We start from the raw sequence: 13,310 nt of genomic DNA on the forward strand, positions 1-13,310 counted from the left end.
TCACACCGTCCTTCGCTCGGAGCCGCCCTCGGCACCGCTCTGGTCGGCGGGGTCCACCTCCGCCTCGTCGAACCGGCTGCCGCCGGCGATGGAACGCAGGAGGAGGAGCGCGCCGAGCGAGAGCAGCGAGGTGGCGACGATGTACCAGGCGACGGAGGAGCTCTGCCCGGTCAGGGACAGCAGCCACACCGTGACGGCGGGGGTGGCGGCGGAACCGAGGAGCCCGGAGAGCATGTAGGCCACGGACAGGCCGGAGTAGCGGATCTTGGAGCCGAACTGCTCGGCGAGGAAGGTCGCGATGGGGCCGTAGTTCGCGGAGAAGGCCAGCATCATCAGCGTGTAGGCGGCGAAGAGGAGCGGGACCGAGCCGGAGTCGAGCATCCAGAAGAACGGGAAGGCGAGCAGCACCTCGGCGGCCACACCGGCGAGGATGACGGGCTTGCGGCCCAGCCGGTCGGAGAGCCGTCCGAAGAAGGGGATGGCCGCGAAGGCCAGGACGCAGGCGACCAGCACCGCCCAGAGCATGAGGTCCTCGGAGTGCCCCAGTTCGGTGGTCCCGTAGTTGACCCCGGAGGTGACCAGGAGCGTGAACGTCGACCCGGTGGACAGGGTGGCCACACCGCCGAGCAGTACCTGCTTCCAGTAGTGGCGCATCAGGTACGCGAAGGGGAGCTTGGCCTTGGCGCCCCGGTCCTTGACCTGCTGGAAGCTGGGGGTCTCCTCGATGTGCAGACGGATGTAGATGCCCACGCCCACGAGCAGTGCGGAGAGCAGGAACGGCACGCGCCAGCCCCAGTCCAGGAAGGCGTCGTGGTCGACCGAGGCCAGGACGGCGAGGAAGGCGAGGTTGGCCAGAAGCGTGCCCGCCGGGACGCCGACCTGCACGAGCGAGCCGTACCAGCCGCGTCGGTGGACGGGGGCGTGCTCCACGGTCATGAGCACCGCGCCGCCCCATTCACCGCCGAGGGCCAGGCCCTGGATGAGCCGCAGTGTGAGCAGCAGGAGCGGGGCCGCGACACCGATGGCGCGGTAGTCGGGGACCAGGCCGATGGCGACGGTGGCCACGCCCATGGTGATGAGCGAGATGAGCAGCATCGACTTGCGGCCGAGCCGGTCGCCGAAGTGCCCGAACAGGACCGCGCCCGCGGTACGTGCCACGTAGGCGGACGCGAAGGTCAGGAAGGCCAGGATGGTGCCGACGGCTCCGTCGAGGTCGGGGAAGAAGACCCGGTTGAAGACGAGGGCGGAGGCGGTGCCGACGAGGAAGAGGTCGTACCACTCGACGGTGGTACCGATGACGCTCGCGGTGGCGATCTTCCGCATCTTCGCCGGTTCGAGTCGGGCGGAACCCGAAGAGGGGCCCACGCCGGTGGGAGTACTGGGGTTTGCTGTCATGGGGGTCTCCGGTTGAGCTGTGGAAACAGCACGTCTGTCAGGAATCATGGTGATCGTGTGACAGGTGGGGAGCAATCGGCATTCACACACGCTCTTCACCGCTGACCTGTGCAGATGCACAGCTCCCTGGCGGCGCGGGGGTCAGCTCCGGGCGCCGGATCGCCACGGAAACCCCTGGGCAGAGGGATCTCCGGTCAAGGCTCCGGCTGACAGCGGCTTTCCGCTCATGGCGTTTCCGCCATGTCGCGCGGGGGTGACGATTCCGGAGGCGACCCGTGAGCGGGCGGGACGGTCGACGGCCCCGTCCGAACACGCGGGACGGGGGCCGGCGACACCCCCCAGTGGCCGCCGGCCCCCGCGTTCGCGTCCGCCCTCGGGCGGAGTGCCCTCGGACGGGTTCCCTCAGACGGGACCCATCAGGCGCGCCACCTGACCGCCGCGGCGGCCCTCGGCGCCGAGCCCGCCCTGGACCGCTGCCGCCACCGGCAGCCGGGCGTGCACGTACACGCCCTCCTGGGTCTGGATCGAGGCGCCCAGACGGCGCATGATCCGCAGCATCCCGTTGTTGGCGAGCGTGGTCTCGGCGCGCACCTCGGCCAGTCCCCAGTCGGCGGCGATGACCGTGAGCGCGCGGGTCAGGGCGGTGCCCACACCGCTCCCCTGCCAGGAGTCCTCGACCAGGAAGGCGATCTCGCCCACCCCGGGATCCAGGGTGTACATCAGGTGGCCCAGGGCGATCGGCTCCTCCCGGCCCTGCGGGCGCACCGCGACGGTCAGGCCGCGTTCGGCGTCGCAGAACACCCTGAGCATGTGCGGCCCCAGCTCGCTGATCCCGGCGAAGTAGCGGTTGCGCAGGGTGTCCGGCGTGCAGCGGCGGTGCAGCTCGCTCAGGGCCGGGGCGTCGGTCTCCCGGACCTGGCGCAGGGAGAGCCCCACGCCTTCGGTGGTGCGGATGACGCGGTCGGTGGGCACCGGGCCGGTGGAGGGCATCACCGAGCGCACCAGCGCCTCGGCCCGGCTCGACTCGGTCCAGGTGAAGGGGTGCGAGGCCCGGTCGACCAGGACCCCGCGCAGCGGCCCGACCGGGACCAGCATCGAGGTGCCCCCGTCCACGTCCCCGGCGGTCAGGTTGGTCCACCGGGCGCCGTCGGCGAGCAGCAGCTCGGCCAGGGCCTCGGGGAGCCGGTTGGGGTGGGAGCGCAGTCGCGCGGTGAGCAGCAGGGCGCGGGTGACGTCGTCGCCGACCTCGCGCCGCTGGGCGGCGACGGCCGTCACGGTACCGGCGGGGCACTGTTCGGCCAGCGCTCTGACCGCGGCGCCGTGGTTGCCGGGGATGTCCACGACGAACTCGTCGACCACACCGGTGACGTCGGTGTGGATGGCCAGTCCCACGATGTTCCCGCCGTGTTCGGCGAGGGTGCCGACGACCCCCGAGAGGCTGCCGGGGCGGTCATCGACCGCCGTGCGGATACGCCACAGACTCATGGGCCGAACCTCCTGGGGAGAAGGTGCTCCCTCCGCCGCGCCACGGCGCTGTGTCGCGGCGGAGGGTCGCGCACCGACGTGGTTCCCACTGTGGGGGTCCGAGGTTTCGCGAAGGTTAGGTGCCCGTTGAGTTCGGGGTGCCGTCCGGAGAAGTCCCGTGACTCCGCGTGTCACCGACGGCCGCGGGGTCTCCGCGCCGGCCCCTCGGACTCACGTGGCCTCGCCGCGCCCCGGTCGCAGGACCGAGGCGGGGGGCAGCTCTCCCGAGGCCAACCGGTGGGCGATGTCGCTGAGCCCGGTGTGCCGGGCCCGCGCGAACCGGCGCAGCGCCTGGAAGGCCTGCTCCATGTCGAGCCCTCCGGCGTGGGCGAGGAGCCCCTTGGCCTGTTCGATGGTGATCCGGCTGTTGAGGGCGCCCTGGAGCTGTTCGGTGAGGACCTCGCCGTGGCGGATCATGCGTTCCTGGAGGATGCCGATCGTGGCGATGTCGGCGAGCGCCCTGGCGACCTTCACGTCGTCGGACGACAGCGCTCCGGGATGCTGGTTGAACAGGTTCAGCGTGCCGATGAGGTCGCCGCGCAGGCGCAGCGGGACGGCGTGCACGGCCCGGAACCCCTGCTCCACGGCCTGGGGTGTGAAGACCGGCCAGCGGCCCCGGGCGGTGGACAGGTCGGCCACCGCGACCGTCTCACCGGTGCGGAAGGAGTCGACGCAGGGGCCCTCGTCGGCCTGGAGCTGGAAGAGCTCCAGCAGCCGGGTCCGCTCGTTGGAGGAGGCGACCACTTGCAGGCTCCCCCTCTGGTCGGACAGCAGGAGACCCGCCGCGGAGACGCCCAGGAGGTTGACGCAGTGCGTGGCGAGCTGGTGCAGGACCTCGGGGACGTCGTAGTCGTCGACCAGGGTGTCGGCCAGCTGGACGAAGGCGCCCACCAGGTCCGCCTCGCGCCGCGTTCCCGAAGGTGGTGAGCCGTTCATGGACTTTCCTCTGCTTTCGCTCCGGGTTCGACGGTGCTGTGCTCAGTGCCCTTGCCGCTCGGCGCCCTTGCCGCCGCACCGCTCGGTGTGCTGGAGGCGTCGGCCGCCGCGGCCCCTGTCCGTGCTGTCACGTCCGCTCCTCAGAGTTCGATGTCGGTCGGGACGATCCGGCCGGAGACCAGGTCGTCGGCGATCTCGTCCACCATGCGGCCGACCGAGAACGCGTGGGCCCGAAGCCTGGCCAGCGCCTGCTCCGCGGACACACCCAGCCCCGAGATCAGCATTCCCGTGGCCTGGTGGACCTGGGCGCGCTCCGGGGGCAGGCCCACGACCCACTCCCCGTCGAGCGAGTCCATCCGCAGCGCCGGCAGGGCCAGCGTGGCGATGTCCACGACGCGCAGCGCGACGGTGACCTCCTCCGAGGACAGCCACCCCGGATCACGGCGGTACAGGTCCAGGGCCCCGATCGCGATCGCCCCGCGTTGCAGCGGGAAGGCGAAGACCGCCCCGACCGGACAGGCGGCGACCTCGGTGGCGAACACCGGCCAGCGCGCTCCCGGATCGGCGGCCAGGTCGGGGACCAGGACCGGCCTGCGTGTCCGGTAGGCCTCGTAGGAGGGGCCTTCGCCCAGACTCACCTGCAGCCGCTGGATCCGGTCGCTCACCTCGTCGCCGGCGTACAGCGCCTCCCGCGCACGGGCACCGCCCACCAGGGAGATCGAGGCGCCGTCGATCGGCAGCAGCCGGGTGCACGCACGCCCGATCAGGGCCAGCGCCTCCGTTCCGCCGGAACCGTCGCCGATCGACGCGACGACGGCGTCCCACAACCGCCGCAGGGACTCCTCGGAGCTCTCCGGAACACTCACTGGCTGCGCACCGCTTCCTCCTCCTGATCGGTGGAGACGGCCGGGGCCGACATCGTTGGCGCTCGGGAGGGACCGAGGACCGGGGCGGGGCGGGACGGCAAAAGCCTTCGTTCACGAGTCTTGCACGGGTCCCGGCGAAGTGTGGTCGCCTTGCGTGTTCCGTACCGCACGTGCTACGGGTCGAGAGCTCGTCTCTGTGTTCTGCGGTCCTCGCGGTTCCCAGGACACTAAGGTCGGGTGTGCTGCCCCAGAAGACCGGCGGCCGAAAGACTCCTGTCCGACGGCTGAAGAGGGCGACACCCATGAAGACTTTCGTGCACCACATGCCTCCGACCAACCTCGACGATCTGTTGACGCGTACGGGGGCCGGTGACGTGCGGGCCTTCGCGGCCCTCTACGACCGCAACGCGGCCGTCGTTCACGGCCTGGCCCTACGCGCCCTGCGCGATCCCGCGGCGTCCGAGGAGGTCACCCGGACGGTGTGGATCCGGGTGTGGCGCAGGTCCAGCAGTTACGCCCCCGACCAGGGTTCGGCGTTGGCCTGGGTGATGGCGCTGGCGCAGCGCACGGTGGTCGAGCGGCTCCGCTCCCGTCCGCACGGCACCGCCCCCGCCCGGATCGAGTCCGCGACCGCCCAGGCCGCGCCGTCCCCGGGCTCCCACCTCTCGCTCGCCGCGCGACGCCGGGCCGTCCTCCTGGCGTACTACCAGGGGTGCACCTCCGAGCAGATCAGCGCCCTCCTCGGGGTTCCGCACGAGACCGTGGCCACCATGATCCACTCCGGGCTGATGCACCTGCGCGCGCACCTGCGCATGGCCGACCACGGGCCCCGGGGCGCAACGGCCTCCCTGAACACCTCCGTCGACGCGGACAGGTGGTGAGAGGCGCAGGTGAGTACCGACCAGACCTGGGCCGCGCCCACCGTCGAAGGTGTCGAGAACGTCCACCGCGGGGTGGCGCTCGACGAGACCGAACACGCCCGGGAAGCGCTCTTCCGCCGGGGGTGGGACCCGTTCTCGGAAGGCGGTGAGCAGCCCGCGCCCGCCACCGGTCCCTTCGGCGGCGCGGCCGACCACCGGGCACTGGCGACGGCCACGCGCCGGCTGCCCCCCGAGGAGCGCCGCGTCGTCCGGATGCGCCTGTCCGGGCACGATTGCGCCGGCACCATCGCCGACGTCCTGGGCCTGCCCCGGCCCCGGGTCGCCCTGCTCCTGGACCGAGGGCTGTCGCGGATCCGCCACGACCTCCTGACCTGACCACGGGCTTCCCCGCACGTGGGGCGCGCGGTTCTTCGCGGGGCGGGCTCCGCGCGCCCCGAAGGTCCCTCCCCGCCTTCCGGCCCGACCCGCCGTGTCTCACACCGGGGGCGGACCCGGCCGCCCGTCGGGGAGGCCCTCGGGGGTGACCACCTCATCGAGCACGAAGCCGAGGTAGGCCGCTGCCTCCGCACCGCCGGGCAGTACTTCCGGGGTCGCGTGGACGAGCTGTGTGTACCCGAGCCAGGTGGTGAAGGCGAGCAGGGCCTGTCGCCGCGCCCGGCCGGGTGGGACGCCCAGTTCCTCGTAGAGGGCGGCGACGTAGGCGATCCGGCGCTCCGTGATCCGGGAGACGGTGGGAGCGACCAGCGGGTGTGAGGCGGTCGCGAGCAGTGCGACCTCGATCCGGTTCTCCGGGGCCCTGGCCGCCCCGGTGGTCACGTCGCTGAACAGCCGCCGGAGCTTGGCCCGGGCGTCCGGCTCGGCCTCCACGTGCTCGACCACGGCCTCGGTGTGCTCCCGTTCCCACAGCTCCAGCGCGGCCGCCACCAGCGCGTCGCGGTTGGCGAAGTGCCAGTAGAAGCTGCCCTTGGTCGCACCGAGCCGTGCCGCGATCGGCTCCACCGCCACAGCGGGGAGGCCGCCTTCGCTGATCGCCGTGAGGGCCGCACGGGCCCAGTCGTCGGCGGAGAGCCTCCGCCGGGTCTTCTCGTTGGCCATATCCGTACGGTACCGTATGGATTCATACCGTACGGCACCGTACGGTGAGTTCGACGGAGGTCCTCATGGCACTCGTCCGGAACACACACGAACGCGTCGTCGCCGCGCCCACCGAGGTTCTGGGCGAGCTCCTCGCCGGGCTCGGCGGAGACCGGGACCGGCTCTGGCCGAACCCGGCCTGGGAACCGATGCGCCTGGACCGCCCGCTGGCGGTCGGCGCCGACGGGGGCCACGGTCCGATCCGCTACCACGTGGTCGAGTACGAACCCGGGCGCAGGGCCCGGTTCGCGTTCCGCCCGGAGTCGGGGTTCGACGGCTTCCACGAGTTCACGGTCGAGGCCCTGCCCGACGGCGGCACCGTCCTGCGCCACCACGCCGAGGCGGTCCCGCTCGGCCCGACCCGTCTGGTGTGGCCGCTGGTGATCCGCCCGCTCCACGACGCCCTGGTCGAGGACCTGCTCGACAACGCCGAACACGCCGCGACGGGCCGCCGTCCCGACCCCCGGCCCCGGTCACCGTGGGTCCGCCTGCTGCGCGGGGCCAGTCCGCCGCGCGTGCGGGCACGGCCGGTCCCGGAGGCGGCACGGCTCGCCCGCACGGCCTTCGAGCAGGAGGAGGCATCGGACGCCTTCTCCGTGGACCTGAGGCCCGGCACGAGCACCGACCCCCAGGAGTGGGCGGACGCGGTCTTCCGCGACCCGCCCCGGTGGGTGCTGGCGCTGCTCCTGCTCCGCGAGGCGCTGGTGGGGCTGGTCGGCATCGAACGCGCCGGGCGCGGCGCCTTCGACACGATCGCCTCCCGCCCGGGGGAGCTCCTGCTGGGAACCGACTCGGGACACCTGGACTTCCGTGTCTCGGTCCTCGCCGGGGAAGGGGAGGTCACCCTGACCACGGTCGTGCGCCTGCACAACCGGCGGGGCCGGCTGTACTGGGCCGTGGTCCGCCCTCTCCACCCCTTCGTCGTACGCGCCATGATCCGGCGCGCCGCGAACCGGTTGGCCGAGCGCGCCTGGGCGGCGAGGAGCGGGTCGCCGACCCGGTGACCGGGAGACCGGACCGGGCGGCGGGGAGACCCGCCGCCCGGCCGCCGGTCAGGGCCGGCCGGCCACCAGGGCGCCGTCCTTCCACACCGCCGCCACCTGGGGCACACCGGGCCGGTAGGCCAGGTAGAGGTGGTTGGGTGCGTCCAGCAGCGTGAGGTCGGCGCGGGCGCCCGGGGCCAGGTGGCCCACGTCGGTCCGGCGCAGCGCCAGGGCCCCGCCCCTGGTGGCCGACCACACGGCCTCGTCCGGGGTCAGCCCCATGTCGCGCACGCCCACGGCGATGCAGAAGGCCAGGCTGGACGTGAAGCACGAACCCGGGTTGCAGTCGCTGGCCAGGGCCACGATCGCGCCGGCGTCCACGAGCGCCCGGGCGTTCGGGTAGGGCTGGCGGGTGGAGAAGTCCACGCCGGGCAGCAGCGTGGCGACCGTCGGTTCGGGGCGCTCGGCCGCCTGCGCGAGTGCGTCGACGTCCTCGGCCGTCAGGTAGGTGCAGTGGTCGACCGAGGCCGCCCCCAGCTCCACCGCCAACCGGACCCCGGGCCCCTCGCCCAGCTGGTTGCCGTGCACGCGGGGCAGCAGGCCACGCTCGATCCCGGCGGTGAGCACCCGGCGCGAGGCCTCCTCGTCGAAGGCGCCGCGCTCGCAGAACACGTCCACCCAGCGGGCGTAGGGGGCGCAGGCGTCGAGCATGGGCCCGGTGACCAGGTCCACGTAGCCGGCGGGGTCCTCGGCGTACTCGGGGGCGACCACGTGCGCGCCCAGGAAGGTGACCTCGTCGGTGACCCGGGAGGCCACCTCCAGGGAGCGCCGCTCGTCCTCGACCGTGAGCCCGTACCCGGACTTCACCTCCAGGGTGGTGGTGCCCTGGGCGTGCGCCTCGCGGACGAACCGGCGGGCACCGTCGAGGAGTTCGGCGTCGGTGGCGGCGCGGGTCGCGGCCACCGTGGTGCGGATGCCGCCCGCGGAGTAGGGCTGTCCGCTCATCCGGGCGGCGAACTCGCGGCTGCGGTCACCGGCGAAGACGATGTGCGAGTGGCTGTCCACGAAACCGGGCAGCACACAGCGCCCGGCCGCGTCCACGCGCACGTCGGCGGCGGGCGCCTGCGCGCTCGGACCGGCCCAGGCCACCCGGCCGTCCTCGATCACGAGAGCCGCGTCGGTGATCTCCCCGAGCGGCCCCTCCCCCAGGGCGGGGTCGTTGGTGACCAGGGTGCCGATGGCGTCGACGAGGATCGTGCCGGGCACACCGGAAGTGGTTTCGGTCTCGGTCAAAGCAGCTCCTTGATGGCGGCGTCGAGTTCGCGGGCGGTGTCGGGCAGCCGGGTGTGGACCCCGTCACGGACGGTCCACCGCCCGTCCACCATCACGTGGCGCACGTCGGCGGCGGTGGCGGCGAAGACCACGGCGTCGGTGGCGCGTTCGGGGTCGGCACCGGCCAGGCGCACGCTGTCCAGGGACACGTTGACCAGGTCGGCACGGGCGCCGGGGACCAGGCTTCCGGCGTCGTGCCAACCGAGCCCCGCGTGACCGTCGGCGGTGGCGGCGCGCAGCAGCGCCCCGCTGCCCAGGGTGCCCCGCCGGTGGGTGCGCAGGCGCTCGTGCAGCTCCACCGCCCGGGCCTCCTCGAACAGGTCCAGCTGGGCGTGCTGGTCGGTGCCCAGGCTCAGCGGGACCCGGTGCGGGACGGCCGCGAGGTCACCGGTGCGCGGCAGGCCGTCGGCGAGGTCGCGCTCGGTGGTCGGGCACAGGCACACGGCGGACCCGTGCGCGCGGACCGTGTCCACGTCGGCGTCGGTGAGGTGGGTGGCGTGCACCAGCGTGGTGCGTTCGGTGAGCGCTCCGGCCTCGGCCAGCACCCGCACGGGGGTGAGCCCGTGCGCGGCCAGGCAGGCGGCGTTCTCGGCCGGCTGCTCGGAGACGTGGACGTGCAGGGGCAGCTCCCCCGCGTCGGCGAACTCCGCCACCTCGGGCAGATCGGCCCTGGGGACCGCGCGCACCGAGTGCGCCGCGGCTCCGACGCGGGCGTGCGCACCGCTCGGGGTGAACGCGCTGACCCGTTCGGCCCAGGCGCCGACGGTACCGTCACCGAAGCGCAGCTGGGGCCCGGCCAGCGGCTGGTGGACGCCGTCCTCGCCGAGCCCGCCGGACAGGTAGCACACGTCCAGCAGGGTGATCCGGATCCCGGCGTCGGCAGCGGCCGCGACCAGCGCCTCACCCATGGCGTTGGGGTCGCTGTAGCGGTGGCCGCCGGGGCCGTGGTGAAGATAGTGGAACTCGCCCACACAGGCCACCCCGGCCAGGGCCATCTCCGCGTAGGCCGCCCGGGCCAGACGGAAGTAGGAGTCCGGGTCCAGGCGTTCGGCGGCCCGGTACATCACCTCGCGCCAGGTCCAGAAGGACCCGCCGGCGTGCCCCTCCCCGGTGTGCCCGTCGCCGCTGTGGGTCCGTCCGCGCAGCGCCCGGTGGAAGGCGTGCGAGTGGGCGTTGGCCAGTCCGGGCAGGGTGAGCCCGGGCAGGTGTTCGGCGTCGGCCGGAGCCTCGCCCCGACCGATCGAGGCCAGCCGTCCGGCGCCATCCACCTCCAGGACCACCCCGGCTTCGGGGCCCCCTCCCCCGAGCCAGGCCCACTCGCACCAGTACCGGCGGGACCCGGGCGACGGTTGCCCGTTCACGAGACCCCTCCCGGAACGGCGAGCAGGTCCTGGAGGACGTCGGCCAGGGCCAGGACCCCGGCGTGGCTGTCCTCGGGGCGGGCCCACTCCTGCGGCGAGTGCGACACCCCGGTCGGGTTGCGCACGTACAGCATCGCCGTGGGCACGTGTGCGGAGAGCACTCCGGCGTCGTGCCCGGCGCCGGTGGGCAGGATCGGGACCGGCCCGGCGGACTCGGCCGCGCGGGCCCCCACGACCGCCGCCAGGCGGTCGCGCAGGTCGTGGGAGAACTCCACCAGCGGCGTGGTGGACTCGGCCGCCATGGTGTGGGCGACCCCGTGCTCGCGGGCGGTCCGCTCGGCAACCTCGCGCACGCCCTCCACCACCGCGCTCAGGGTGGCCTGGTCGGCGGCGCGGGCGTCCAGCCAGGCGCTGACCAGCGAGGGGATCGCGTTGGTGCCGTTGGGGGTGATCAGGCTCTTGGCCACGGTGGCCCGGGCGCCGTGCTGCTCGGCCAGGGCCCGGGCGGCCAGGATCGTGTGCGCGAACGGCAGCATGGGGTCGTTGCGGTCCTCCAGGCGGGTGGTGCCCGCGTGGTCGGCGCGGCCGGTGAAGTCCATCCGCCACCGCCCGTGCGGCCAGATCGCACCGGCCACACCGACGGGATGGCCGGTGTCCTCCAGGGCCCGGCCCTGCTCCACGTGCAGTTCGACGAACACGTCCAGCCGGGAGAGGAGTTCGGGGTCGGGTCCGACCCCTTCGGGGTCCAGGCCCGCGTCCGCCATGGCCCGCTCCCAGGTGACACCGGAGGCGTCGGTGAGGGCCCGGGCACGGGCGGGACCGATCTCCCCGGTGGTCAGGCGGCTGCCCAGGCAGGGCACCCCGAACCGGCCGCCCTCCTCCTCGACGAACACGCCCAGGACCAGCGGCCGCGCGGGCGTGAACCCGCGCTCGCGGAGTTCGTCCACGGCGGCCAGGGCACTGGCCACACCGAGCGGGCCGTCGAAGGCTCCGCCGTCGGGTACCGAGTCCAGGTGGGAGCCGGTGGCCACGGCCCCGGGGCCGGGCGTTCCCCACCAGGCCCACAGGTTGCCGTTGCGGTCGGTGCGCAGGTCCAGGCCGCGGGCGGCGGCCGCCTCGGTGAACCAGGCGCGGGCGTCGGTGTCGGCGCCCGCCCAGGTGTACCGGTGGTAGCCGCCGCTGTCCGCGGAGCGCCCGACAGGGGCCAGATCGGCCCAGAGCCGGTCGAAACTCACTCGCCCTCCTTCATGGGCACCCGGATGCCGTGGGCGTCGGCCACGCGCTCGGCCTCCTCGTACCCGGCGTCAACGTGGCGGATGACGCCCATGGCGGGGTCGTTGGTCAGGACCCGGTCGAGCTTGGCTGCGGCCAGCTCGGTGCCGTCGGCGACACTGACCTGCCCGGCGTGGATGGAACGGCCCATGCCGACGCCGCCGCCGTGGTGGATGGACACCCAGGAGGCGCCGGAGGAGGTGTTGACCAGGGCGTTGAGCAGCGGCCAGTCGGCGATGGCGTCCGAGCCGTCCTTCATGCCCTCGGTCTCACGGTAGGGCGAGGCCACCGAACCGGTGTCCAGGTGGTCGCGGCCGATCGCCAGCGGGGCCGAGATCTCCCCGGAGGCCACCAGCTCGTTGAAGCGCTGCCCGGCGGCGGCGCGCTCGCCCTGGCCCAGCCAGCAGATACGGGCGGGCAGGCCCTGGAAGGCGACCCGCTCCTGGGCCATGCGGATCCACCGGGTCAGGTGGTCGTTGTCGGGGAACAGGTCGAGGACGGCCTGGTCGGTGCGGGCGATGTCGGCCGTGTCGCCGGACAGCGCGGCCCAGCGGAACGGGCCCTTGCCCTCGCAGAACAGGGGGCGGATGTAGGCGGGCACGAAGCCGGGGAAGTCGAAGGCCCGCGTGAACCCGCCCTCGCGTGCCTCGTCGCGGATGGAGTTGCCGTAGTCGAAGACCTCGGCGCCCGCGTCCAGGAAGCCGACCATCGCCTCCACGTGCGCGGCCATGGACTCGCGGGCCCGGACGGTGAACTCCTCGGGCTTGGCCGCGGCCAGGTCCTTCCAGTCCCCGAACGGCACACCCGACGGCAGGTAGGCGAGCGGGTCGTGAGCCGAGGTCTGGTCGGTGACGATGTCGATCGGCGCGCCGCGGGAGAGGAGTTCGGGGAAGACCTCGGCGGCGTTGCCCAGGACGCCGATGGACAGCGGGCGGCGCTCGTCGCGGGCGCGCACGGCCAGCTCCAGGGCGTGGTCCAGGTTGTCGGCCCGCACGTCCAGGTAGCGGTGCTCGATACGGCGGTCGATCCGGCTGCCGTCGCACTCGACCACGATCGCCACACCGTCGTTCATGGTGACGGCCAGCGGCTGGGCGCCGCCCATTCCGCCGAGCCCGGCGGTCAGGGTGATGGTCCCGGCCAGCGAACCCGCGAACTTCTTGGCGGCCACGGCGGCGAAGGTCTCGTAGGTGCCCTGCAGGATGCCCTGGGTCCCGATGTAGATCCACGAACCCGCGGTCATCTGCCCGTACATGGTCAGGCCCTCGGCCTCCAGGCGGCGGAACTCGGGCCAGTTGGCCCAGTCCCCCACCAGGTTGCTGTTGGCCAGCAGCACACGCGGCGCCCACTCGTGGGTGCGCATGATCCCCACGGGCCTGCCGGACTGCACCAGGAGGGTCTCGTCGCCCTCCAGGTCGCGCAGGGAGGCGGTGATGCGGTCGAAGCTGCGCCAGTCCCGCGCCGCCTTGCCGGTGCCGCCGTAGACCACCAGTTCGTCGGGGTGCTCGGCGACCTCGGGGTCGAGGTTGTTGTGGAACATGCGCAGAGCCGCCTCCTGCTGCCAGCCCTTGGCCGACAGGGTGAGGCCGCGGGCGGCGCGGACGGGGCGTGCAGTGCTCATCGAAATCT

12 protein-coding genes are annotated in these 13,310 nt (G+C 73.4%); 3 read left to right on the forward strand and 9 right to left on the reverse strand.

Annotated elements, in window-relative coordinates; genetic code table 11:
* From D458_RS0126655 to D458_RS0126670, 4 genes are all read right to left on the reverse strand, one after another.
* Entirely contained in the window at positions 1-1,395 is a 1,395-nt protein-coding gene (locus D458_RS0126655) for an MFS transporter (RefSeq protein WP_204366933.1), read from the reverse strand.
* A gap of 402 nt (positions 1,396-1,797) precedes the next feature.
* Positions 1,798-2,880 carry a GNAT family N-acetyltransferase gene (locus D458_RS0126660; protein ID WP_017589770.1) on the reverse strand — a complete coding sequence of 361 codons (1,083 nt, stop codon included), beginning with the start codon at positions 2,878-2,880 and terminating at the stop codon, positions 1,798-1,800.
* Between the two features lie 210 nt (positions 2,881-3,090).
* Entirely contained in the window at positions 3,091-3,855 is a 765-nt protein-coding gene (locus D458_RS0126665; protein ID WP_017589771.1) for a GAF and ANTAR domain-containing protein, read from the reverse strand.
* Positions 3,856-3,995: 140 nt separating this feature from the next.
* Positions 3,996-4,721, reverse strand: a complete 726-nt coding sequence (locus D458_RS0126670; RefSeq protein WP_017589772.1) for a GAF and ANTAR domain-containing protein — start codon at positions 4,719-4,721, stop codon at positions 3,996-3,998.
* Between the two features lie 302 nt (positions 4,722-5,023).
* Between D458_RS0126670 and D458_RS0126675 the strand changes: the two genes are divergently transcribed.
* Entirely contained in the window at positions 5,024-5,602 is a 579-nt protein-coding gene (locus D458_RS0126675) for a sigma factor (protein WP_017589773.1), read from the forward strand.
* A gap of 9 nt (positions 5,603-5,611) precedes the next feature.
* Positions 5,612-5,977 carry a sigma factor-like helix-turn-helix DNA-binding protein gene (locus D458_RS0126680; protein WP_017589774.1) on the forward strand — a complete coding sequence of 122 codons (366 nt, stop codon included), beginning with the start codon at positions 5,612-5,614 and terminating at the stop codon, positions 5,975-5,977.
* Between the two features lie 99 nt (positions 5,978-6,076).
* On the opposite strand, the gene D458_RS0126685 is transcribed toward D458_RS0126680, so the two are convergent.
* Entirely contained in the window at positions 6,077-6,697 is a 621-nt protein-coding gene (locus D458_RS0126685; RefSeq protein ID WP_017589775.1) for a TetR/AcrR family transcriptional regulator, read from the reverse strand.
* 44 nt (positions 6,698-6,741) lie between these two features.
* Between D458_RS0126685 and D458_RS0126690 the strand changes: the two genes are divergently transcribed.
* Positions 6,742-7,740 (forward strand): DUF2867 domain-containing protein, encoded by a 999-nt coding sequence (locus tag D458_RS0126690; protein WP_239648072.1) that lies wholly within the window; start codon positions 6,742-6,744, stop codon positions 7,738-7,740.
* Between the two features lie 48 nt (positions 7,741-7,788).
* On the opposite strand, the gene hutI is transcribed toward D458_RS0126690, so the two are convergent.
* Genes hutI through hutU form a run of 4 tightly spaced genes read right to left on the reverse strand, consistent with a single transcriptional unit; the run spans position 7,789 to position 13,302 of the window.
* The gene (gene hutI / locus D458_RS0126695; protein ID WP_017589777.1) at positions 7,789-9,012 is read right to left on the reverse strand and encodes an imidazolonepropionase; all 1,224 of its coding nucleotides are present in this window, start codon (positions 9,010-9,012) and stop codon (positions 7,789-7,791) included.
* The gene (locus D458_RS0126700) at positions 9,009-10,412 is read right to left on the reverse strand and encodes a formimidoylglutamate deiminase (protein ID WP_026119708.1); all 1,404 of its coding nucleotides are present in this window, start codon (positions 10,410-10,412) and stop codon (positions 9,009-9,011) included. The genes hutI and D458_RS0126700 overlap by 4 nt, the downstream gene beginning before the upstream one ends.
* Complete coding sequence (locus D458_RS0126705; protein ID WP_017589779.1) at positions 10,409-11,647, reverse strand: allantoate amidohydrolase; 1,239 nt, start codon at positions 11,645-11,647, stop codon at positions 10,409-10,411. The genes D458_RS0126700 and D458_RS0126705 overlap by 4 nt, the downstream gene beginning before the upstream one ends.
* Entirely contained in the window at positions 11,644-13,302 is a 1,659-nt protein-coding gene (gene hutU / locus D458_RS0126710; RefSeq protein ID WP_017589780.1) for a urocanate hydratase, read from the reverse strand. The genes D458_RS0126705 and hutU overlap by 4 nt, the downstream gene beginning before the upstream one ends.
* Positions 13,303-13,310 lie beyond the last annotated feature (8 nt).

The organism is Nocardiopsis ganjiahuensis DSM 45031, assembly GCF_000341085.1.
GTDB lineage: Bacteria > Actinomycetota > Actinomycetes > Streptosporangiales > Streptosporangiaceae > Nocardiopsis > Nocardiopsis ganjiahuensis.